This is a genomic window from Terrabacter sp. GCM10028922, from assembly GCF_042666095.1.
In the GTDB taxonomy this organism is placed as follows: Bacteria; Actinomycetota; Actinomycetes; order Actinomycetales; family Dermatophilaceae; genus Terrabacter.
Genome location: NZ_JBHTFG010000004.1, coordinates 134,758 through 157,102, shown reverse-complemented (window position 1 = coordinate 157,102; position 22,345 = coordinate 134,758). Strand labels below are relative to the sequence as shown.

General features: G+C 71.8%; 22 protein-coding genes. 11 read left to right on the top strand and 11 right to left on the bottom strand.

The genetic code is table 11. The features are described from left to right. Positions 1–14: 14 nt before the first annotated feature. Positions 15–1,016: an SDR family NAD(P)-dependent oxidoreductase gene (locus ACFQU3_RS04285; RefSeq protein WP_385907007.1), complete on the bottom strand. Its 1,002-nt coding sequence runs from the start codon at positions 1,014–1,016 to the stop codon at positions 15–17. Positions 1,017–1,128: 112 nt separating this feature from the next. On the opposite strand from ACFQU3_RS04285, the gene ACFQU3_RS04280 reads away from it, so the two are divergent. The 8 genes from ACFQU3_RS04280 (at position 1,129) to ACFQU3_RS04245 (ending at position 11,256) form a co-directional block, all read left to right on the top strand. Continuing rightward, positions 1,129–2,325, top strand: coding sequence for a glycosyltransferase family 4 protein (locus ACFQU3_RS04280; protein WP_385907004.1), 1,197 nt, complete (start codon positions 1,129–1,131; stop codon positions 2,323–2,325). 105 nt (positions 2,326–2,430) lie between these two features. Next, positions 2,431–3,276 carry a hypothetical protein gene (locus tag ACFQU3_RS04275; protein ID WP_385907001.1) on the top strand — a complete coding sequence of 282 codons (846 nt, stop codon included), beginning with the start codon at positions 2,431–2,433 and terminating at the stop codon, positions 3,274–3,276. Beyond that, positions 3,276–5,231 carry a fumarate reductase/succinate dehydrogenase flavoprotein subunit gene (locus ACFQU3_RS04270; protein ID WP_385906998.1) on the top strand — a complete coding sequence of 652 codons (1,956 nt, stop codon included), beginning with the start codon at positions 3,276–3,278 and terminating at the stop codon, positions 5,229–5,231. Before ACFQU3_RS04275 ends, ACFQU3_RS04270 begins: the two co-directional genes overlap by 1 nt. After that, on the top strand, positions 5,228–5,980 hold the full coding sequence (locus ACFQU3_RS04265; RefSeq protein ID WP_385906996.1) for a succinate dehydrogenase/fumarate reductase iron-sulfur subunit: 753 nt from the start codon (positions 5,228–5,230) through the stop codon (positions 5,978–5,980). Before ACFQU3_RS04270 ends, ACFQU3_RS04265 begins: the two co-directional genes overlap by 4 nt. Positions 5,981–6,082: 102 nt before the next feature. Beyond that, positions 6,083–6,805 (top strand): succinate dehydrogenase cytochrome b subunit, encoded by a 723-nt coding sequence (locus ACFQU3_RS04260; protein ID WP_385906993.1) that lies wholly within the window; start codon positions 6,083–6,085, stop codon positions 6,803–6,805. A gap of 3 nt (positions 6,806–6,808) precedes the next feature. Next, positions 6,809–8,809 (top strand): fumarate reductase/succinate dehydrogenase flavoprotein subunit, encoded by a 2,001-nt coding sequence (locus tag ACFQU3_RS04255; protein WP_385906990.1) that lies wholly within the window; start codon positions 6,809–6,811, stop codon positions 8,807–8,809. Positions 8,810–8,879: 70 nt separating this feature from the next. After that, entirely contained in the window at positions 8,880–9,632 is a 753-nt protein-coding gene (locus ACFQU3_RS04250) for a succinate dehydrogenase/fumarate reductase iron-sulfur subunit (protein WP_385906987.1), read from the top strand. Between the two features lie 79 nt (positions 9,633–9,711). Next, a complete protein-coding gene (locus ACFQU3_RS04245) occupies positions 9,712–11,256 on the top strand; it encodes a D-alanyl-D-alanine carboxypeptidase family protein (RefSeq protein ID WP_385906984.1) in 1,545 nt (514 codons plus the stop codon). Here the strand turns inward: ACFQU3_RS04245 and ACFQU3_RS04240 are convergent. From ACFQU3_RS04240 to ACFQU3_RS04230, 3 genes are all read right to left on the bottom strand, one after another. Continuing rightward, positions 11,226–12,068, bottom strand: a complete 843-nt coding sequence (locus tag ACFQU3_RS04240) for a class I SAM-dependent methyltransferase (protein ID WP_385906981.1) — start codon at positions 12,066–12,068, stop codon at positions 11,226–11,228. The genes ACFQU3_RS04245 and ACFQU3_RS04240 overlap by 31 nt on opposite strands. An 86-nt stretch (positions 12,069–12,154) precedes the next feature. Further along, a complete protein-coding gene (locus ACFQU3_RS04235; protein ID WP_385906978.1) occupies positions 12,155–13,273 on the bottom strand; it encodes a YihY/virulence factor BrkB family protein in 1,119 nt (372 codons plus the stop codon). A gap of 4 nt (positions 13,274–13,277) precedes the next feature. Further along, on the bottom strand, positions 13,278–13,808 hold the full coding sequence (locus ACFQU3_RS04230; RefSeq protein WP_385906975.1) for a 2'-5' RNA ligase family protein: 531 nt from the start codon (positions 13,806–13,808) through the stop codon (positions 13,278–13,280). A gap of 130 nt (positions 13,809–13,938) precedes the next feature. On the opposite strand from ACFQU3_RS04230, the gene ACFQU3_RS04225 reads away from it, so the two are divergent. Then, positions 13,939–14,073: a hypothetical protein gene (locus ACFQU3_RS04225; protein WP_385906972.1), complete on the top strand. Its 135-nt coding sequence runs from the start codon at positions 13,939–13,941 to the stop codon at positions 14,071–14,073. Then, on the top strand, positions 14,070–15,296 hold the full coding sequence (locus tag ACFQU3_RS04220; RefSeq protein ID WP_385906969.1) for a glycosyltransferase family 4 protein: 1,227 nt from the start codon (positions 14,070–14,072) through the stop codon (positions 15,294–15,296). The genes ACFQU3_RS04225 and ACFQU3_RS04220 overlap by 4 nt, the downstream gene beginning before the upstream one ends. On the opposite strand, the gene ACFQU3_RS04215 is transcribed toward ACFQU3_RS04220, so the two are convergent. The 3 genes from ACFQU3_RS04215 to ACFQU3_RS04205 all read right to left on the bottom strand — a co-directional run bounded on the left by ACFQU3_RS04215 (position 15,269) and on the right by ACFQU3_RS04205 (position 18,164). After that, on the bottom strand, positions 15,269–16,189 hold the full coding sequence (locus tag ACFQU3_RS04215; protein ID WP_385906966.1) for a glycosyltransferase family 2 protein: 921 nt from the start codon (positions 16,187–16,189) through the stop codon (positions 15,269–15,271). The genes ACFQU3_RS04220 and ACFQU3_RS04215 overlap by 28 nt on opposite strands. 64 nt (positions 16,190–16,253) lie before the next feature. After that, positions 16,254–17,303 carry a tryptophan--tRNA ligase gene (trpS, locus tag ACFQU3_RS04210; RefSeq protein ID WP_385906963.1) on the bottom strand — a complete coding sequence of 350 codons (1,050 nt, stop codon included), beginning with the start codon at positions 17,301–17,303 and terminating at the stop codon, positions 16,254–16,256. A gap of 42 nt (positions 17,304–17,345) precedes the next feature. Beyond that, positions 17,346–18,164 (bottom strand): exodeoxyribonuclease III, encoded by an 819-nt coding sequence (locus ACFQU3_RS04205; RefSeq protein WP_385906960.1) that lies wholly within the window; start codon positions 18,162–18,164, stop codon positions 17,346–17,348. 98 nt (positions 18,165–18,262) lie between these two features. On the opposite strand from ACFQU3_RS04205, the gene ACFQU3_RS04200 reads away from it, so the two are divergent. Next, entirely contained in the window at positions 18,263–19,246 is a 984-nt protein-coding gene (locus ACFQU3_RS04200) for a MauE/DoxX family redox-associated membrane protein (RefSeq protein ID WP_385906957.1), read from the top strand. A gap of 130 nt (positions 19,247–19,376) precedes the next feature. Here the strand turns inward: ACFQU3_RS04200 and ACFQU3_RS04195 are convergent, their stop codons facing one another. The 4 genes from ACFQU3_RS04195 to ACFQU3_RS04180 form a co-directional block, all read right to left on the bottom strand. Further along, positions 19,377–19,994, bottom strand: coding sequence for a hypothetical protein (locus ACFQU3_RS04195; protein ID WP_385906954.1), 618 nt, complete (start codon positions 19,992–19,994; stop codon positions 19,377–19,379). A gap of 109 nt (positions 19,995–20,103) precedes the next feature. After that, the gene (locus ACFQU3_RS04190) at positions 20,104–20,436 is read right to left on the bottom strand and encodes a hypothetical protein (protein WP_385906952.1); all 333 of its coding nucleotides are present in this window, start codon (positions 20,434–20,436) and stop codon (positions 20,104–20,106) included. 5 nt (positions 20,437–20,441) lie between these two features. After that, positions 20,442–21,200: a hypothetical protein gene (locus tag ACFQU3_RS04185; RefSeq protein ID WP_385906949.1), complete on the bottom strand. Its 759-nt coding sequence runs from the start codon at positions 21,198–21,200 to the stop codon at positions 20,442–20,444. Continuing rightward, entirely contained in the window at positions 21,197–22,345 is a 1,149-nt protein-coding gene (locus ACFQU3_RS04180) for a glycosyltransferase (RefSeq protein ID WP_385906947.1), read from the bottom strand. Before ACFQU3_RS04180 ends, ACFQU3_RS04185 begins: the two co-directional genes overlap by 4 nt.

The following is a 22,345-nucleotide window of genomic DNA, read 5'->3' as shown; positions in this document are numbered from 1 at the left end:
GCCGCCGAGCCGGCTCAGGTACCGGGGCTGAGGTCACGCCCCGCGCCGCCCGCAGGCACCCCGGTCTCCTCGAGCACGAAGCGCCAGAAGGCCTCGATCTCCTCGGGCGTCTCGACACCGACCGGCAGGTAGTGCGTCGGGCGGCGCCGCCGGTCGTGCCACAGGCCGCCGGTCCCGATCGCGTCGGACGTTGCGGCGAGCCAGACCGCGGTGTCGGCGCCGGAGTCGGCGTCACGCAGCAGCGGCCTGGTCATCGCGGCGAAGCGTGGGAGCGAGTCGGTGACGCCCGGGGTGTCGGCCCAGCCCGGGTGCATCGAGTGGACGCGGATGCCGTCGGGGGCGAGGTCACGCGCCCACAGCTCCGTGAGGACGAGCTGCATGCGCTTCGTGCGCGCGTACGCCGTGACACCGGAGTAGTCGCCACGTCCGGCCTCGGTGTACTCGGGGTCGTCGACCTCGAGGCGCTGGCCGTAGGCGCCGCCGGACGTCACGAGGACGACTCGACCGCCGGCGAGCGGCTCCCGCAGCCCGTAGGTGAGCACGTGCGGCCCGAGAACATGGGTCGCGAGTGCCAGCTCGTGCCCTTCTCGCGTCGTCGTGCGCTGCCGCGGCATGACACCGGCGTTGTGCACGACGGCGTGCAGGCGCGGCACGCCAGCAGCGAGGTCACGGGCGAACTCGGCCGTGCCGGCGAGGTCGCTGACGTCGGCCACGTGCGTCACGACGTCGGCCAGCGGCGCCTGCTCTAGCAGGACCGAGCGTGCGGCGTCGAGCCGCGACGCGTCGCGACCCGTGAGGTGGACCGTGGCCCCGAGCCTGACGAGGCCACGAGCTGTCGCCAGTCCCAGACCCCCGCTCGCACCGGTGACGAGCACGTGCCGGCCGACGAGCGCTCCGGGCGTGGGGTCGTGCGGCCACCACGCGCGGCGCAGCGCCGGTCCGATGCGGGTGTAGCCGAGCACGAGGGACTTGTCCATGACCCAGTCCAGCGCCGCAGCCGCGTGGTGGAGCACCATGCGCCCACCCTAGGTGGCGAGGAGCGGCGGGGCACGAGCCCGTCATCACGTCGTCACCGGACACACCCCGGTACGTCGCCCGCGGGGCGCGTCCGCTCGCCACCGTGGTCAGGTGCGCATCGCCATCGTCACCGAGTCGTTCCTCCCGAGCGTCAACGGCGTCACGACCAGCGTCTGCCGCGTCATCGAGCAGCTGCGTCGGCGCGGCGACGACGTCGTCGTCATCGCACCTCGATCCCGTGAGGAGGGGCCCGCGACCTTCCACGGCGCGGCCGTGCACCGCGTCGCGTCGCTGCCCGTGCGGCAGTTCGACGTCGGCCTCCCGGTGCCGGAGATCGAGCGGCTCCTGGAGGCGGTCGCGCCCGACCTCGTGCACGTCGCGAGCCCGTTCGTGCTCGGCGCCCGTGGCCTCGCTGCTGCCCGCGCGCTCGACCTGCCGGCCGTCGCCGTCTTCCAGACCGACATGGCTGCCTACGTGCGCCAGCACACCCCGGGGGCGGCCGGCCCTGCCGCGGCCGCGACGACCTGGCGCTGGATCCGGCGGATCCACGGCTGGGCCGACCTGACCCTCGCCCCATCGACGGCGGCGCTCGCCGACCTGCGAGGACAGGGCGTGCCGCGTACGGCTCTCTGGGGTCGCGGCGTCGACGCGTCGCTCTTCAACCCCGAGTGGCGCCGTGACGCCCTGACCCGGGCGCTGCGCCGAGAGCTCGCGCCGGGCGGCGAACGGCTCGTCGGCTACGTCGGTCGCCTCGCGCCCGAGAAGGAGGTGGAGCGCCTGGCCGAGGTCGCAGACCTTCCCGGCACGCGCCTGGTCGTCGTGGGCGGCGGGCCGTCGCGCGGCACGGTCGGAGCCGTTCTCGCCGAGGCCGTCGCCGGCTCGGCCGGCCGGCCCAACCGGCCTCCGGTGTTCCTCGGTCCGCGCCACGGTGACGACCTCGCCCGGGCATACGCGTGCCTCGACGTGTTCGTGCACACCGGCACGTCAGAGACGTTCGGACAGACGATCCAGGAGGCCGGGGCGAGCGGCCTGCCTGTCGTCGCGCCCCGGGCCGGCGGGCCGATAGACCTCGTCGTCGACGGCGTCAACGGCTACCTCTTCGACCCGTCCCGGCCGGGCGACCTGCGCGAGCAGGTGGACCGGGTGCTGGGCGAGCCGGGGCACGCCGAGTCGCTCGGCCGCAGCGGCCACGACCTCGTGCGCGGCCGCTCCTGGGCCCGCGTCGTCGACCGGCTGGTCGGGCACTACGAGACCGTCCTGCGGTCACGTGCCACGGCCCCCGCCGTCGTGCGCACCTCGGCGGCCTGACGTCGCAGGCGATCCCGCGGCGCGTGGGGTTTCATCACCCTTCTGTGACGGACGTGACACTAGAGTGTGCGACGGCGCCAACCAACGACGGTGGAGGTTCGCACGATGAGCGGTACGAGGCTCGACCCGACTTCTGGCGAAGGAGGGTCTGTCGCCGGTGGCGTCGGCTCGCCCGGGCGGGCACAGATCGCCGAGCGGACCCTCCGGGTCGACCGATGGTGGGTCCAGCCCGTCGTCACCTTCACGCTGCTCGTCGTCTGGCTGCTCTACGCGCTGGTCCGCACGGCCTCCCAGCGCGCCTACTTCGTCGAGGAGTACCACTACCTCTCACCGTTCTCGTCGCCGTGCGTGTCGGCGTCGTGCATCCCCGCCGCCCGAGACTTCGGCACGTGGTTCGGGGAGTTCCCGCCCTTCGTGCCGTTCGCGCTGCTCGTCCTGCCGTTCCTGCTCGGCTTCCGCCTCACCTGCTACTACTACCGCAAGGCGTACTACCGGGCCTTCTGGCTCTCGCCACCTGCCTGCGCCGTCGCCGAGCCGCACACGACGTACACCGGGGAGACGCGCTTCCCGCTCATCCTGCAGAACGTCCACCGCTACTTCTTCTACGCGGCCGTCGTCGTGTCGGCCATCAACACGTACGACGCGATCAGGGCCTTCCACGGCAAGGACGGCGGGTTCGGCATCGGGCTCGGCACGGTGATCATGGTCGTCAACGTGGTGCTGCTCTGGCTCTACACCGCGTCGTGCCACTCGTGCCGCCACCTCATCGGCGGCCGCCTCAAGCACTTCTCCAAGCACCCGCTGCGTTACCGCGCCTGGACCGTCGTCTCGCGCCTGAACACCCGGCACATGGAGCTGGCCTGGACCACCCTCGGCACGCTCATGCTGACCGACGCCTACATCGCCCTGGTCGCGTCCGGGGCCCTCACCGATCCGAGGCTGATCAACTGATGACCGCCGAGCTGGAGCACTACGACTACGACGTCCTCATCGTCGGGGCCGGCGGCGCCGGCCTGCGCGCCGCCATCGCCGCGCGGGAGGCAGGGCTGCGCACGGCGATCATCTGCAAGTCCCTCTTCGGCAAGGCGCACACGGTCATGGCCGAGGGCGGCATCGCCGCGAGCATGGGCAACGTCAACAGCAACGACAGCTGGCAGGTCCACTTCCGCGACACGATGCGCGGCGGAAAGTTCCTCAACTCCTGGCGGATGGCCGAGCTGCACGCGAAGGAGGCGCCCGACCGCGTCTGGGAGCTCGAGACGTACGGAGCCCTCTTCGACCGCACCCCCGACGGGCGGATCAGCCAGCGCAACTTCGGCGGCCACGAGTACCCCCGCCTCGCGCACGTCGGCGACCGCACCGGCCTCGAGCTCATCCGCACGATGCAGCAGAAGATCGTCTCGCTCCAGCAGGACGACGAGCGCGAGTCGGGCGACCCGGAGAGCCGGCTCAAGGTCTTCGCCGAGGTGACCATCACGGACCTGCTCCAGGACCCGAGTGGGGCCGTCGCCGGCGCCTTCGGCTACTGGCGTGAGTCGGGCCGCTTCGTGCGCTTCAACGCCCCCGCCGTGGTGCTCGCCACCGGCGGCATCGGCAAGTCGTTCAAGGTGACGTCGAACTCGTGGGAGTACACCGGCGACGGCCACGCCCTCGCGCTTCGGGCCGGGTCGACGCTCGTCAACATGGAGTTCATCCAGTTCCACCCGACCGGCATGGTCTGGCCGCCGTCGGTCAAGGGCATCCTCGTGACCGAGTCGGTCCGCGGCGACGGCGGCGTCCTCAAGAACTCCGAGGGCAAACGCTTCATGTTCGACTACGTGCCCGACGTCTTCCGGGGGCAGTACGCCCAGACCGAGGAGGAGGGCGACCGCTGGTACACCGACCCCGACAACAACAAGCGCCCACCCGAGCTGCTCCCGCGCGACGAGGTGGCCCGCGCCATCAACGCCGAGGTCAAGGCGGGTCGAGGCTCACCCCACGGCGGCGTCTTCCTCGACATCGCGTCTCGGCGCACGCCCGAGGAGATCCTCAAGAAGCTCCCGTCGATGCACCACCAGTTCAAGGAGCTCGCCGACGTCGACATCACGAAGGAGCCGATGGAGGTCGGTCCGACGTGCCACTACGTCATGGGCGGTGTCGAGGTCGACCCCGACACGGCTGCCGCAGCCCGGGTCCCGGGGCTCTTCGCCGCCGGCGAGGTCTCGGGAGGCATGCACGGGTCGAACCGTCTGGGCGGCAACTCCCTCTCGGACCTGCTCGTCTTCGGGGCACGCGCCGGAACGGGCGCAGCGGCATACGTCCAGGGTCTGGGTGGGCAGCGGCCGAGCGTCGACCAGTCGGTCATCGACGCCGCTGCCGCCACGGCCCTCGCGCCCTTCGAGGAGGAGGGCGGCGAGAACCCGTACACCCTGCACCAGGAGATGCAGCAGGCGATGAACGACCTCGTCGGCATCATCCGTACGGCCGAGGAGATCGAGCGCGCACTCGCCAAGCTCGAGGAGCTCAAGGCCCGCGCCCAGCACCTGACGGTCGAGGGACACCGGCAGTTCAACCCCGGCTGGCACCTGGCTCTCGACCTGCGCAACATGCTCGCGGTGAGCGAGTGCGTCGCGCGGGCCGCGCTGCTGCGGCAGGAGAGCCGCGGTGGCCACACCCGCGACGACTACCCGAAGATGGACCCGCACTGGCGGGGCCGCAACCTCATCTGCTCGCTCGACGGCGACGCAGTGGCGGTCGAGGAGCAGCCCATGCCTGCGATGCGCGAGGACCTGCTCGCCCTCTTCGAGGGCACCGAGCTGGCCAAGTACCTGACGCCCGACGAGCTGGCCGCGGTGCCGGCATCCACGGCATCGACGGCATCCACGGCGACACCCACGGCGACACCCACGGACGGGAGCGGGGCATGAGCTACGACGCGAGCTTCCGGGTCTGGCGCGGCGACGCCGAGGGCGGCGAGCTCGTCGACTACACCGTGGAGGTCAACGAGGGCGAGGTCGTCCTCGACATCATCCACCGGCTGCAGGCCACCCGGTCGGGCGACCTCGCGGTCCGGTGGAACTGCAAGGCGGGCAAGTGCGGCTCGTGCAGCGCCGAGATCAACGGCCGCCCGAGCCTGCTCTGCATGACCCGGATGTCGACCTTCAGCGAGACCGAGACGATCACCGTCACCCCGCTGCGTGCGTTCCCCGTCATCCGCGACCTCGTCACGGACGTGTCCTACAACTACGCGAAGGCGCGCCAGATCCCCGCCTTCGCTCCCCCGGACCTCGCGCCCGGCGAGTACCGGATGCAGCAGGTCGACGTCGAGCGCTCGCAGGAGTTCCGCAAGTGCATCGAGTGCTTCCTCTGCCAGGACACGTGCCACGTCGTCCGTGACCACGAGGACAACAAGGAGGCGTTCGCGGGGCCCCGGTTCCTCATCCGCGCGGCCGAGCTCGACATGCACCCGCTCGACGCCCGCGACGACCGAGCCGACTTCGCGCGCGAGGAGCAGGGCATCGGGATGTGCAACATCACCAAGTGCTGCACCGAGGTCTGCCCGGAGCACATCAAGATCACCGACAACGCGATCATCCCGATGAAGGAGCGCGTCGCCGGCCGGCGTTACGACCCGCTCGTGTGGCTCGGCACGAAGATCGGCCTGCGCAAGAGCTGACGGACCTGCGTCATCCGCCCACCACAGTGGAAATAGTCACACTCGCGGTGTACCGGACGGTAGCCGTCTGAACGCGTCCGGCCTCGGGGATAGGGTGCCTCCGTGGCCACCAACACTCTCCCGGCGACGGGATCGACCAGACCTGCCTCGGCCCGCCGAAGCACCGTGTTCATGAAGATGCTCATGGCCGTCTCGGGTGCGTTGTTCGTGTTCTACGTCCTCGCGCACATGTACGGCAACCTCAAGATCTTCTCCGGCGTCGAGGCCTTCGACGAGTACGCCGAGCACCTGCGGACGATGTTCACACCGTTCCTGCCGTTCGGCGGGTTCCTGTGGCTCTTCCGCGCGCTGCTCGTCGCCGCGCTCGTCGCCCACGCGTGGGCCGCCTTCTACCTGTGGAGCCGGGCCAACGGCGCGCGCACGACGCGCTACGTCGCCAAGGCCGCCGCGAAGGCGACGGTCAAGAGTCGGATGATGCGCTGGGGCGGCGTCGCCCTGCTGCTCTTCCTCGTGTGGCACCTGCTGCAGTTCACGATCGTGAAGTTCAACGTCGGCTCGCTCGCGGCCAAGGAAAGCCCCGGCCTGCTCGTCATCAGCAGCTTCCAGGTGTGGTGGGTCGTCCTGATCTACGTGCTGGCGCTCGTGGCCCTCGGGATGCACCTCTACCACGGTGTCTGGAGCGCCACCCAGACCCTCGGCTGGGCCGGCAACGCCGCGGCCCGGGCCCGCGCCAAGACGCTCGCGGCGGTCATCGCGGTCGTCACGAGTGTCGGCTTCGCCCTCCCGCCGCTCGCCATCCTCTTCGGACTCGTCAAGGGAAGCTGACCTGTGACAACCACACCCACGACCTCATCGACGCCTGCGCCCGAACTCGTGTACGGCCTCTACGCCGAGGGCGAGCCGATCACGGACACGAAGGCTCCCGACGGTCCGATCGACCGTCGCTGGAACACCCGAAAGTTCGAGGCCGCGCTCGTCAACCCCGCCAACCGCCGCAAGCTCTCGGTCATCATCGTCGGCACCGGTCTCGCCGGTGGCGCCGCGGCCGCGACGCTCGGCGAGGCCGGCTACCACGTGAAGTCCTTCTGCTACCAGGACAGCCCGCGCCGTGCGCACTCGATCGCCGCCCAGGGCGGCATCAACGCGGCGAAGAACTACAAGAACGACGGCGACTCGACCTACCGCCTCTTCTACGACACCGTCAAGGGCGGCGACTACCGCTCGCGCGAGTCGAACGTCTACCGCCTCGCCGAGGTCAGCGCCAACATCATCGACCAGTGCGTCGCGCAGGGCGTGCCCTTCGCCCGCGAGTACGGCGGCCTGCTCGACAACCGCTCCTTCGGCGGCGTCCAGGTCTCGCGCACCTTCTACGCGCGCGGCCAGACCGGCCAGCAGCTGCTCATCGGCGCCTACCAGGCTCTCGAGCGCCAGGTCGCCGCCGGCACCGTCGAGATGTTCAGCCGGCACGAGATGCTCGAGGTCATCGTCGTCGACGGCAAGGCCCGCGGCATCATCGCCCGCGACCTCGTCACGGGTGAGATCGAGACCCACCTGGCCGACGCGGTGGTGCTCGCGAGCGGCGGCTACGGCAACGTCTTCTACCTGTCGACCAACGCCATGGGCTCCAACGTCACCGCGACGTGGCGCGCCCACCGCAAGGGCGCCTACTTCGGCAACCCGTGCTACACGCAGATCCACCCGACCTGCATCCCGGTGGCGGGCGACCACCAGAGCAAGCTGACGCTCATGTCGGAGTCGCTGCGCAACGACGGCCGGATCTGGGTGCCGAAGCGGGCCGAGGACTGCGACAAGGACCCGCGCCAGATCCCCGAGGAGGACCGCGACTACTACCTCGAGCGGATCTACCCCTCCTTCGGCAACCTCGTGCCCCGCGACATCGCGAGCCGCCAGGCCAAGAACGTCTGCGACGAGGGCCGCGGCGTCGGCCCCAAGGTCGGCGACTTCCGTCGCGGCGTCTACCTCGACTTCACCGACGCCCTCAAGCGGATGAGCGCGGACGCCGTCGCCGAGAAGTACGGCAACCTGCTCGACATGTACCAGCGGATCACGGGTGAGAACCCCTACGAGGTGCCGATGCGCATCTACCCCGCGGTCCACTACACGATGGGCGGCCTCTGGGTCGACTACGACCTCCAGTCGACGATCCCGGGGCTCTTCGTCGCCGGCGAGGCCAACTTCAGCGACCACGGCGCCAACCGCCTCGGAGCCTCGGCCCTCATGCAGGGCCTGGGCGACGGCTACTTCGTGCTCCCGCACACGATCCGCGACTACCTCGCGAAGGGCCCGTTCGAGAAGATCGACGAGTCCCACGCGGCGGTCGTGGAGGCGCGCGCCTCGGTCGACGCCCGGGTCGCCAAGCTGCTCTCCATCAACGGTGACCGCTCCGTCGACTCCTTCCACAAGGAGCTCGGCACGGTGATGTGGGAGTACTGCGGGATGGAGCGCAGCGAGGAGGGCCTGCTCAAGGCCATCGACCTCATCCGTGGCCTGCGCGACGAGTTCTGGCGCAACGTCAAGGTGCTCGGCAGCGCCGACACGCTCAACCAGAGCCTCGAGAAGGCCGGCCGCGTCGCCGACTTCCTCGAGCTCGGTGAGCTCATGTGCATCGACGCCCTGCACCGCCGCGAGTCGTGCGGCGGTCACTTCCGCGCCGAGTCCCAGACCGACGACGGCGAGGCCCTGCGACACGACGAGGAGTACGCCTACGTCGCCGCGTGGGAGTGGGGCGGCCAGGACGGTGCGCCGGTCCTGCACAAGGAAGACCTGGTCTACGAATTCGTCGAGCTGAAGCAGCGGAGCTACAAGTGATCACCCCACACAGGTCAACCCCACACAGGTCAATGTTCGTTCCTCACTCCGACACCTTGCGGGGGCCCCGATGAACCTCACCCTCAAGATCTGGCGCCAGGCCGGCCCCAAGACCAAGGGCCAGATGGTGACCTACCCGGTCACTGACATCTCCGGCGACATGTCGTTCCTCGAGATGCTCGACGTGCTCAACGAGCAGCTCAACGCCCGCGGCGAGGAGCCCATCGCATTCGACTCCGACTGTCGCGAGGGCATCTGCGGCATGTGCGGCCTCATGATCTCCGGCAAGGCGCACGGCCCCGAGGTCACGACGACGTGCCAGCTGCACATGCGCAGCTTCTCCGACGGCGACGAGATCATCATCGAGCCGTGGCGCGCCGATGCCTTCCCGGTCATCAAGGACCTCGTCGTCGACCGCTCCTCGTTCGACCGGATCATCCAGGCAGGCGGCTTCATCAGCGCCAACACCGGGTCGGCCCCCGAGGCCCACTCGGTTCCGGTCCCCAAGCACCATGCCGACCGGTCGTTCATGGCGGCCGCCTGCATCGGCTGTGGAGCCTGCGTCGCGGCCTGCCCCAACGCATCGGGGATGCTCTTCACCGCGGCAAAGATCACCCACCTCGGCGAGCTGCCGCAGGGCCAGCCGGAGCGCAGCGCGCGGGTCGTCAACATGCTGGACCAGCACGACGCCGAGGGTTTCGGTGGGTGCACCAACATCGGCGAGTGCTCGCTGGCGTGCCCGAAGGAGATCCCCCTCGACGTCATCAACCAGCTCAACAAGGACCTGCGTTACGCGCTGATCCACCACGGCACCCCCGAGTGACGCTGCCCGCCCCGGGATCCGTGGCACTTCGATCGACGACCCGCCCCGGACTTCCGGGGCGGGTTAGTCTTTCCCGGCGATGACGCCTCCCGACCGGTCCCGACGTCGTCCGTGGACGCTCCCCGTCGCGGGCGCGTCGCTCAGTGCCGTCGCACTCGGGCTCGCGATGACGACGGCGTATGCCGTCCCGCCCGGCGGACGCCCCCTCTCACCGCGCGTCGGGGCCGCGGCCCAGCCGGTCGCCGTCCCGGCGTGCCGTCCGTGGCAGACCCGTCAGGTCGTGCCGCCCGCCGTGACCCTGACGCCCCGCGTCTTCCCGACGGACGAGGCACCCTCGTGGACGGCGCCTCGGCCCACGAGCGCTGTGCCCACGTCGACGACTTCCACGAGGTCCGCGTCGAGGCCCGCCAAACCACGCGTCGTGTGCCGCAACACGCCGCCGGCGCCGTTCGCCCACCCCGCGTGGGTCCCCGGGAGCGTCGTCGGCGGCTCACGCCTCGCCGAGACGGGCGTCGTCGTCGACCGGCCGGCGACCGTCGCGCCTCCGCCGGACGTGTACGACGTCTCCTACGTCGTCGCCGACCTCGACACGGGCGAGGTCCTTGCCGCGAAGTCGCCGCACGCGTGGCTGCGTCCGGCGAGCACGCTCAAGGCGCTGACCGCCCTTACCCTCATGCCGCGGCTCGACCCGCGGCGGGTGGTCGTCGCGAGCCAGGACGCCCAAGACGCCTCGGGCACGCGAGTCGGCGTCCTCGCGGGCAACCGCTACCCCGTCTCGAGCCTGTTCGACGCGATGCTGATGTTCTCAGCCAACGACGCCGTCTACGCCCTTGCCGATGCAGCAGGGGGCTACGACCGCACGGTCGCGCTGATGAACGAGAAGGCGGCGCAGATCGGGGCGCACGACACCCTGACCGTCGACCCGAGCGGGCTCGACGAGGGCGGCCAGCGCTCGAGCGCCTACGACCTGGCCCTCATCGGTCGTGACGCGATGCGGCTGCCCGGCTTCCGGGCCGCGATCACGAAGCGCGACGTCGTGTTTCCCGGTGGCAAGGACCGCAACGGCAAGGTCTGGAAGCCGTTCCACGTCTACAACATCAACGACCTGCTCACCCACTATCCCGGCGCCATCGGCATCAAGCCGGGACGCACCGACCGCGCCCAGCACACCTTCATCGGCGCGGCCACGCGCGGTGGTCGAACTCTCGTCGTCTCCCAGATGGGGAGCATCACCGGGTCGTGGAAGCCGACGGCCGCACTGCTCGACTGGGGCTTCGCCAACGCCGACCGGGTGACGCCCGTCGGCCGTCTCGTCGAGCCGGGCGAGGCGTCTGCGCCCTCGCCGGCACCGACCCTGCCGCAGCTGCCATCGGCGGGCGCGCCGTCGAGCGGCGCAGAGACAGGGTCAGACGCATCAACCGCCTCGCCCGGCACCGGCACGCCCGAGCCGGTCGCGGCTGCTGCGTCGGAGGCCACCGCGCACGGCGGCACGGCGTCACTGGCGGCGCTCGGTGGCGTCGGCGTCGTCGTCGTGGGGGCGGTCACGCTGCTCGCCGTCGTCCGACGCCGCCGCAGCCGCCCCGCAGTCCGCGGTCAGGCGGGACGCGCGACGGTCCGCAGGTAGCCGCCGAGGCCGGCCGCGCCGAGCGCGAGCCTCGCCGCCTGTCCCGCGGCCTCGAGCGGCCTGCCCTGCTTCAGCGCCGACACGGCGAGCCGGCCGGCGTGCGGGTACGGCGTCGAGCTGCGCACGACCTGCCAGCCCGTCTCGCCGAGCGCCCAGGCGAGGCTCGTGCGGGTGAAGAAGGTGATGTGCTCCGGCGGCCGGAGCTGGGCCCACGCCGAGCGGCGCACGATCCGCCCGGCGCTGTTCCACTGGGGGACCTCGATGACCAGGACGCCGCGGTCGTCGACGACGCGGCGGGCCTCGCGCAGGGCCTCGATCGGGTCGATGAGGTGCTCGACGACGTGGTACATGCTGATGACGCCGAACGGCCCGTCGGCGTCCGGGATGGACGCGACGGTGCGCTGCCCCTTCGCCTCGGCCGCCGCACGGGCCGTGTCACCCACCTCGCACGCGAGCGTGTCCCACCCGTCCCGCGCGGCCCGGAGCGCGAACTCGCCCGTCGCGGCCCCGACGTCGAGCAGCCGGCGGACCGGCACCGTGGAGACCTCCGGGGCCCACTCCTGCAGCTCGTCCCAGGCCCGGACCGCCTGCGCCGCGGCCCAGCTCGCGCCGTCGTAGTCGCCGTAGCCGAACCCCGTGTCGGCGGTGAAGTAGGACGCGCCGTAGAACTCGGCGAGATCGTGCTCCGTCGGTCGAGGCAGCACCGACGCCGTGCCGCACCGCGAGCACCGGACGACGCGGTAGGCACGGTCGGTCGTCCGGGAGAGACCGGTCGCGCGCACGGGTCCGGCACAGACGGGGCAGGAGTCCATGCGCGCATGGTATGTGGCGCTCTCGGCGCGTGAGCCGCATTGAACGGCCCGGGCGGGGCGGGGATCCCGGCTCTTGCGACCCGTCCTCACCGCCTCCGCAGCCGTCGGGCGCCCGCCAGCACGGCCGCGCCGGCGGCCCCCAGCACCGCCCCTGCCGCGAGGCTCGCGCGGTCGGTGGCCCGCGATGCCGGACTCGCGCCACCCGAACCACCGGCGTCGGGACCGGTTGTCGCCGAGGGGGTGGCGGCATACGGGACGAGGCTCGTGTCGGCTCGCGGCGCGGGCGGCGCGGTGAACGCGGGACGCAGGGCCCGGGCGAGGGCCGACCGTCCGGTGTCGTCACCGAGCCGGCCGAGGTCGACCTCGTTGGCCGCCCACGAGGCCGAGAGGAGCACGACCTTGGACATGAGGTTGAGCCAGAAGAGCAGACCCACCGAGACCGCGACCGCGCCGAGGACGGGGTTGGCACTGGCCCGGCTCACGAGGAACCCGCCGAAGAGCTTGAGCAGCGTCAGGACGACCGCGCCGAGCAGCGCCGCGTGCCGTACGTTGCGCCACGGAAGGGGCACACCCGAGAGCATCCGCAGCAGCACGATGAGGATGAGGGTGTCGAAGACGATGCCGACGACGAGGCCCAGCAGGCCGATGAGGGCGCCGTTGCCCTCGAGGCCCACCCAGCCGGCGACGCGCTCGGCGAGGCCGCCGACGACGCTCGTGACGATCGCCGAGAGCGCGATCGCCAGGCCGAGCGTCACGAGGACGAAGAGATCGCGGGCCTTGGTGCGGACCATGTCGTCCGAGGACGCCTCGAGCCCGAAGATGCCGCGGATGCCGGTGCGCAGGGCGCCCACCCACCCCAGACCGGCGAGCAGCAGGGTCGCGAACGAGATGATGCCCGTGAGCGTCAGCGTGAGGCTCGCCGGCGCCTCGACGCTGATGACGCCCTGGGGGTGCCTGGGCGTGCGCACCATGCCCGGCAGCGTGCTGTTGAGCGACTCGGCGATCGTCTCGATGAGGTCGGGGCGGCCCCGGAGCACGAACCCGAAGATCGCGAACGCCAGCGCGAGCGCCGGGAAGACGGAGAAGAAGGCGAAGTAACCGACCCCCGCGGCGAGCAGGTCGCCGTTGGCGTGGCCGTAGCGGGTCCAGGCCTCCCAGGCCCGGGTGGCCTTGAGCCGGGTGAGCAGGGCCGGCGCGGCCGCCATCGGGTCAGGCCCCGGTGAGCGCGAACTCGTGGACCGGGCGCCACACGGTGTCGTCCCCGAGCTCGTAGAGGTGGTACGCGCCGACCTCGAAGTCGACGGCGTAGTCGGCCAGCTCGGTGAAGGCCCGGTCGAGGTCGTCGGGCAGCACGTTGTGGGCCACGGTGACGTGCGGGTGGTAGTAGAACTCGAGGGCACGCTCCACGGGGCCGGAACGCAGCGCCATCTCGAGCGCCTCGCAGTTGGAGACGCCCTGGGCCACCTGAATGAACACGACGTCCGAGAGCGGGCGGAAGGTGCCGGTGCCGCGCAGCACGACGTCGAACGGCGTGTGCCGCGTCGCGACCTCCGAGCAGTGCTCGCGGAAGGCGGCATACTCCTCGGCGTCGACCTCGGTGGGCGGGAGCAGCGTGATGTGCGCGGGGATCTGCCAGGCCTGCGGGTCACCGAAGTCGGCCCGGCGTCGCTGGAGGTAGTCACCGTGTGGGGCCGGGATCGGGATCGAGACGCCGATCGTCAGGGGACGCGCAACACTCACGACCCAGACCGTACCGAACCCGCCTGACGCGCGAGAGGTGTGGGTCGTCCGGATTCGCCCCGTGTGTCCGCGCGACGGGGATCTCGGCGTCTCCCCTCCGCCCGCGCGCGCCACGGCTACGCTGACGCCGATGTCCTCGCAGACGCACCTCGCGCACCTCCCGATGCCGCTCGCCGGGGAGGGCGGATCGGTCGCCCACAGGGGGCGCGTCCTCACCCGCGGCCTGACGAGGGCACGGGCACCATGGGGCGGGGCGCGGGCGTGACGGACGTCGAGGAAGGCGCCCCGCTGCGGGTCCTGCTCGTGAGCGCCGTGGCCAGCCGCGACCCGCACTCGGGCGATGTGACATACACCGAACAGCTCGTCGCCCACCCGCCCCCGGGGGTCGAGTACACGACGTACGACCGCGCGGTCGCGGACGGGACGCTCCGCGAGCTCGGCACGCGCGGCGACGTGCGTACGTCGTTGGGCGGGTCCGCGGGTGCGGCGGGCGCGGCGGGTGCGGCGGCCACTCTCGGCGCCGCCGCCCTGAGGACGGTAGAGGGCCGCGTCCGCGCCACGGGCGCGGTGTTCCGCGAGCCGATCCGGGTGCTTGAGGCCGACCCGACGGCGTTCGACCTCGTGCACGTCCACGTCTTCAACACTCGCTTCGTGGGTGCGTCACCGCCCGTCGTGATGAGTGCCGCCGGACCCCTCGAGTGGGTGTACCGCGACGCGTGGGGGTGGTCCGGAAGGAAGGTGCGACGGGCCAACGCCTTCGATGCGGCGCTCGCGCACGTGGTCGACGCGACCCTGCACGCGCGCCGGCTGGGACGGGCGCGCCGGTTCGTCGCGTTCTCGGAGCACCTGCGTGACTGGGTCTGCGCGAACGGCGTCCCACCGGCGCTCGTCGACGTCGTGCCCAACTACCTCGCACCCCCGCCCGGGCGCCCCGCGACGGCTGCCGCTGAGTCGCGCGCGCCCCGTCGGCTCGGCTTCGTCGCCAAGGACTTCCGGTCCAAGGGCGGGGAGGAGGTCGTCGCGGCGTTCGGGGTGCTCCGCCGGGAGCGGCCCGACCTCGAGCTCGTCGTCGTCGGCAGCGAGCCCCAGGGCGAGCCGGATCAGCTGCGCGCCGCCGGGATCGACTGGCGCGCCTTCGTCCCCCGCGACGAGCTGCTGCGGACGGTGCTGCCCGGCATCGACGTCCTCCTCCACCCGTCCCACATCGACGGGCTGCCGTACGCGCCCATGGAGGCGCTCGCGTACGGCGTGCCGCTCGTCGTGTCCGACTACGGCGCCCTTCCCGAGATGGTGCGGGGCGGCGCGGGTCGGGTCAGCCGCACCCGCGACGTGGCCGACCTCGTCCGGGCGACGACCGAGCTGCTCGACGCCGACGTGCACGCCCGTGCACGTGTGGCCGCCCGCGTGCGGTTCGAGACGGCCTACTCCTCGCAGACGCAGGCGCCGGCCCTGAGGCGAAGCTACGAGCTCGCCCGGCGCACCAGCTGACCGGTCCGGGCCGACACGGTGTCGGCGCCCGCCCGCACGACGGCCGCGGGGTCGAGGCGGGCCGCGGCCCCAAGGTGACCGACCACCCGGCGCCAGTCGCCGCGGTCCTTGGCCCGACGCGCGTTCTCGACACCCTGCCGCGCGTGGAGCCGGTGCGTGTGGCGCAGCCCCTCTCGCGCCGCCAGCGCGACCACGGTGTCGCCGGCCGCGTCGGCTGCGGCGCGATGGCCCTCGAGCACCCACCTGGCCTCGGCCGCCGCCCGCGCGTAGTCACGCGATGCGTTGGCCTCGTGCACGACATAGGTGACGAGGGCGTCCGGGTCGTAGGCCGGGGGGCCGAAGAGGCGGCACAGGTTGAGGGCCAGCGCCCAGTCCTGCTGCTGCCGCAGCAGGGGGTCGTTGCCACCGACCACGACGTACGCGTCACGACGGACGACGAGGCTGCTCAGCAGCACGTGCGCCCGCCCGGCCAGCAGGTTCTGGTAGGTCACCTGCACCTCTCGCGAGGCCTGAGCACCCGTCGGCAGGCTCCAGACGAAGCCGGTGTGCGAGAAGGCGGCCCGCGGCGACGCCTCCAGCCCTTCGAGCTGTCGCCTCAGCTTGGCCGGGTGCCACTCGTCGTCCTGGTCGAGGAACGCGACCCACCGCGAGTCCGTGAGGCCCACCCCGACGTTGCGCGCCACCGAGACACCGGCGTTGGGCTGGCGGTGCAGGCGCACGCGCGGCTCGTCGGCCAGCGGCGCGGGGTCGTCGAGATCCACCGGGTCGGTCGATCCGTCGTCGACGACGACGCATTCCCAGTCGGCGAACTCCTGGGCGATGACGCTGCCCAGGCTCCGGGCGAGGTGCGGCCCGGGGTTGTAGGCGGGGATGACCACGGCGACCTCGGGCACGGGGACACCCTACTGAGGAGCCGGTGACCGCAGGCCCCGATCGACGAAGTCCTGCGGGCCGGGCTCAGGGACGCAGCGTGGACGGGAGCAGACCGACCCTGTCGTAGACGCGGCGCACGGTCGCCTCGGCGACCGCACGGGCGCGCTCAGCGCCGTCGGCGAGGATGCGGTCGAGCTCGGCCCGGTCGGACATGAGCTCGAGCGTCCGGGTGCGGAACGGCGTGACCGCCTCGACGACGACCTCGGCGACGTCCTTCTTGAGGTCCCCGTAGCCCTTGCCGTCGTACAGCTCCTCGAGGATCGCGACCGGGGTGCCGGACAGCGCCGAGTGGATCGAGAGCAGGTTGGAGATGCCGGGCTTGTTCTCCTCGTCGAAGCGGACCTCGCGCTCGGTGTCGGTGACGGCCGAGCGGATCTTCTTCGCGATGCGGGCCGGGTCGTCGAGCAGGCTCACCAGGCCGGCGTCCGAGGCCGCCGACTTGCTCATCTTGGCGGTCGGCTCCTGGAGGTCCTGGATCTTGGCCGTCGCCTTCATGATGTGCGGCTCGGGCACGACCAGGGTTTCACCGAAGCGCTGGTTGAAGCGGCCCGCGAGGTCGCGCGACAGCTCGAGGTGCTGGCGCTGGTCCTCACCGACGGGGACGACGTCGGCGTCGTAGATGAGGATGTCGGCGGCCTGCAGCACGGGGTAGGTGAAGAGACCGACGTTGGTGTTGGTCCCCTTCGCCGACTTGTCCTTGAACTGCGTCATGCGGCTGGCCTCGCCGAACCCGGTCAGCGTGCCGAGCACCCAGTAGAGCTCGGTGTGCTGGGCGATGTGGCTCTGCACGAACAGCGTCGAGCGCACGGGGTCGACGCCGCCGGCGATGTACTGGGCGGCGGTGATGCGCGTGCGCTCGCGCAGCACCTCCGGGTCGGGCACCACGGTCAGGGCGTGCAGGTCTGCGACGAAGTAGAACGCGTCGTGGGTCTCCTGCAGCCGCACCCACTCGACCAGGGCGCCGATGTAGTTGCCGAGGTGGAGCGAGTCGCTCGTCGGCTGCATGCCGGAGAGGCTGCGCGGCCGGCGGGTCGGGAGGGAGGGCGTCGAGGACATGGGTGCATTCTGGCCCATCGGGGCGCGGTGCCCCCAACGCGGGCCGCGCGACGGACCGGCTCAGCCGGGCAGCGCAGCGCCGCCGAGGTCGTAGTCGACGACGACGGGTGCGTGGTCGCTCCACCGTTCGGCATACGTCGGGGCACGGCCGACGGACGCGTGGGTGACGACGGCCGCGAGGCGCGCGGTCGCGAGCTGGTAGTCGATGCGCCAGCCGGCGTCGTTGTCGAAGGCCTTGCCGCGCCACGACCACCACGTGTAGGGCCCTGTCACGTCACCCGCGTGTGCGCGCTGCACGTCGACCCAGGTGCCGTCGGCGAGCCAGCCGTCCATGACCGCACGCTCCTCGGGCAGGAAGCCGGCCTTCGTGAGGTTGCCCTTCCAGTTCTTGAGGTCGGCCTCGCGGTGCGCGACGTTGAGGTCGCCCGTGACGACCATGAGGGCGCCGGCGCCGGCAGCGCGGTGCATCCGCCGCGTCATCGCGCCGAGGAAGGCCATCTTCACGTCCTGGCGCTCGGTGCCCGCCTCGCCGGTGTGGACGTACGCCGAGGCCACGGTGAGGGGGCCGGCGGCGGTCTCCACGTCGACCTCGACCCAGCGGCCCTCGTCGGCGAAGTCGCCGTCGATGCCGACGCGGACGTCGGTGTGGGGCTCACGCGTCACGACGGCTACGCCCGCGCGGCCCTTGGCGCTGCCCTCGGTGTGGGCGACCGACCAGTGCGCGAGGCCCGCCTCGGCGAGCACCTTGGCGAGCTCCACGTCGCTCGCGCGGACCTCCTGGAGGCAGAGCACATCGGGATCCGAGTGCAGCAGCCAGGGGATCATCCCGCGCCTGGCGGCGGCTCGGACCCCGTTGACGTTGGAGGTGACGACGCGCATGCGCCGATTGTGCAGGACACCGTCGACGCCTCTCCCCAGCGCCCGCCGGTTGGCGTGAACCACGCCGGTGGTATGCCGTAACCCGCCTAGAATGCGCTGTGCCCACCGACGCCCTCGTCCTCTCGTCCGCGATCCTCGCCGTCGTCCTCGTCGTCAGTGCGGTGGGCAAGCTGCGCTCGCCGCGGGCGTCGGCGGAGGCCTTCCGCGACCTCCGGGTGCCGGCGCCGCTGGCAGGGCGCCGGGCCGTGGCTGCGCTGCCCTGGGCCGAGATCGTCCTCGCCGTCGCGCTCGTCCTGGTCGGCGGTCCCCTGGGCGTCGTCGCCGCGGTCGCCGCGCTCGTGCTCTTCACGGCATACCTCTGGCTGGTCGTGCGCGCGCTCGGCTTCGACGTCCCGGTCGACTGCGCCTGCTTCGGCGAGTTCGCGCCCGGCCGGATCACCCGCCGCACCGTCGTGCGCAACGGGTGGCTCGTCGCGCTCGCCGTCCTGGCCGTCGGCACCTCGGCGCAGGGCTCGTCGGTCGCGGCACGTCTCGTCGACGGCCGGGCACCGTGGTGGTGGGTCGCCGGTGCCGTCGCCGCCGCCGTCACCGTCCACCTCGTCGTGGGCGGCTCGAGGCCTGCCGAGGAGCACCACGAGCAGGCTGCGCTCGTCGAGGAGGAGGGCGAGTACCTGCGGGTCCGCACGCCGGCGCTGCCCCTGACCCTCGGCGACGGCACCACCACGACGCTGCGTCGCCTCAGCGGCACACGTCCCCAGCTGCTCGTCTACGTGTCCGAGACGTGCGGAAGCTGCCACGAGGTCATCGAGGCGGTGCCGGGGTGGCGCGAGCAGCTGCCGCAGCTCGACGTGCGGATCGTCGTGCAGGCCGACCCGGAGTCCTCCGGCCTCGCGTCGACGCAGGAGCCGCTCTCGGTGCACGACGCCGAGGGCCTCCTCTACGAGACGTTCGACCTGCGCACCCCCAGCGCAGTGCTGCTCGGGGCCGACGGGCTGCTCGCCGGTGGGCCCGTCATCGGGAGCCTGGCGGTGCCGGAGTTCGTCGCCGACGTCCGCGCCGAGCTGGTCGAAGCGCTGAGCTGACGACTCCGGCTCCGGTCACGGCGTCCTCCGCATCGTCCGCGACGTGCAGAGGGCCTCGATCCGTGGATCGAGGCCCTCTGTTCCGTACGTCTGTCCCTATGTCTGTGCCCTACGTCCGCCCCGAGACGTGTCAGCCGCAGTTGGGGTTGAGCCCTGCGGGCACCGGAACGGCGCCCTGGATGCCACACGAACCGCCCCCGCTGGTGGCCGGCGGCGTCGAGAGCACCGGTGTCGAGATGTTGACCGGCGAGGTGTCGATCGCCGTACAGGTGCCGCACTCGTAGCGCTGGTAGTCCAGGCTGAACGAGGTGTTCTTGCTGTTCTGCTGCGTGTTCGTGTAGACGAAGATCCGCTGCGACGTGGCGTCGGGCGTGCAGAACGTGTTGCACGTCGTCGAGCCGGCAGGCGTGCACGTCGCACAGCTGCAGGTGCTGCCATTGGCGACGTAGACCTGGAAGCCGGTGACGAGCTGGTTGTTGACCCGGACGTTGCTGATCACCGTGACGCCCGTCGTCGGGTTGGGACCCGGCGAGTTCGTCGCGATGAGCTCGAAGACGTATCCCTTGAAGATGTCGTTCGCGTTACCGGGGAGCTTGCACGCCGCCCCGGTGAACCGCAGAGGACCCTCGGAGGCTGCCACCGTGGGCGCAGCCCCGGCGACCACGACTGCCGGGACCGCCCAGGCGGCCCCCTTGACGACCGAACGACGACTCGGAGGCGCCGACTCGGCGCCGTGATTGTGTGACATTAAATGAATCCCCCACTCGATGACTGAAACCCCGAAGTGCCTCGTCAATGTAGCGGACCCAGCAGCCTCGGATGCCGGAAATCGCACACCTTGAGGGCTCTCGTGAACATCACGGCCGAATGTCGTCCTGATTGTCCTTTTTGTGGCCCTGACCTGCACTGATGACCTCAGCCGAGAGGAGCGCGAGAACGATCTCGAGCACCCTCTCAGCCAGCCCTCCGCCGGGTGGCGCACCCAGCCGCGACCCCAGCTCGGCCTCGAGCTCGGCCAGGGACGTCCCGCCGCCGATGGCGTCGAGGGCCTCGAGCCCGAGGGGCGAGAGCCGCACGACGCGGTGGAGCGGTTCGACGCCGACCATGACCACCGTGCCGTCCTCGGTCGTGAACTCGTCGACCAGAGGGATGCGCGCCAGCACCGTGTCGGGGTGGAGGGGTACGTCCACGCGGTTCACCGCGACCTCCCGAGGATGTCCCGCACGACCGGCTCGACCTCGACGGCGTCGTGGTAGCGCACGCGCAGCAAGCCGCCGACCGCCTGGACCAGACCTGCCAAGCGGTGCAACGGTCGCTCCACACGTGCAAGCGACGACGTCTCCGGCGCCAGCAGCACGAGGGCGTCGAGCACGTCGACCGGTTCGACGACGGTGGGGGCTCCTTCGGCGCGGTCGCGCCGCAGCAGCACGATCCCGGCCAGCCAGGGCTGGACCCGCGGGACGGTGAGGCCGAGGTCGACCGGGTTGACCTCGTCCTTCGGCAACCCGGTGTCGGGGCGGCGGATCGACAGTGGCTTGCAGTACGGCTCGATGCTGAGGTCGTCGGCGACGGCGACGGTCTCGTCGGAGATGTAGCCCCGTCCCTGTCCCAGGGTGCGGACAAGCGTCGTCTTGCCGGTGCCGCCGGGAGCGACCATGGCGATCGTGGCGCCCGACGTCTGGTCGCAGAGCGCCCCGGCGTGGAACATCATCAGCTGCCCTGCCCTCGCGCCGATCGCCTCACGGGTCACGAGCTGGGTGAGCGTCTGCAGCGCCACCGCGACGTCGTCCGAGGAGGCACCCGGCAGCACGGTGGGGGCCTGCACGACGGGGCAGCCGTCGACCGGGGACGTCGCGCAGGCGGACCAGGCCTGGAGGGCGAGCGGCCGCAGGCGCGGGTCGGTGACGTCGATGGCCACCGTTGCACCGAGTGCGCGGACGTGCAGGAGAGTCATGCGCGCCGGTCCCGATCCCGGAGCCGGCCGAGCACGTCGACGAGCTGGTCCACGCGCCGCGACCAGTCGGCACCGGCCGCCCGCTCGGGATCGGCTGCAGCAGTGGGACCCTCGCCCGTCGAGAGGAGCCCGACGACGGCAGCCGTGAACGTCTCCTGGCCCGCCACCGTGACGAGCGGGTCGTCCACGTCACGGAAGCCGGCCACGGGCGTCGACACGACCGGTCGCCCCGACGCCTGGTACTCGTAGAGCTTGATCGGGTCGAGGCTGTCGGTGAAGGGCGTGACGACGTGCGGCACGACGAGGACGTCGGCGTGCAGCACGTAGGCGGGCACGTCGGTGCTCGGGCGGGCGCCGAGGAGCACCACGCCGGCTGCCTCCAGGCGGCCGCGCTGCTCGGGGACCAGCGCGTCCGGTCCGACGAGCACGAGGTGGCCCGAGCCGGCGAGCGCGCGGGCGGTCGCGGCGCAGAGGTCGAGGTCGAGCCGGTCGCCGTGCAGGGTGCCGACGTAGACGGCGCAGCGCCCGGCCGGCAGGTCGGTGGGCCGGTCGCGCACGACGCGGTAGGCCGCCGTGTCGACGCCGTTGGGCACGAGCGTCACCTCGCGGTCGGCGCCCTTGCTCGCCGCGAGAGCCGGGGAGCAGACGACGACCTCCTCGCAGCGCGCGAGCAGGACGTGCTCCTGTGCCACGACGCGGTCCGTCTCGGCGGCCGCGCGCTCGGCGAGGGTCCAGTCGTCAGTGACGTCGTAGAGCGAGGGCCACGGCGTCGCCTCGACGAGCAGCGACCCGGTCGGGTCGTTGACCCAGAGCAGCGGCTCGGTCATCCCCATCGAGCGCGTCGTCCGCAGCACCAGCCGTGCCCAGCGCTCGTCGACGCGACGGTCGACGCGACGCGGCAGCCACTTGGTCGGCTCGAGCAGCCAGAGGGCCTCCGGGCGGATGCCGTCGACGGGGGGTGACTGGCGCAGCCCACGCCCCAGACGTGGCTGGCCGGCGCCGAGAGCGGCATGGAGCGGGTCGGTCGCCGGCTCGACGAAGAGCACCCTGAGGTCGGCGTCGCGCCGCAGCAGGCCGGCGACGAGGTGCTGGTTGCGGCGCCACACGCCGTCCCAGGCCTCGAGCGAGGTGATGACCAGGTCCAC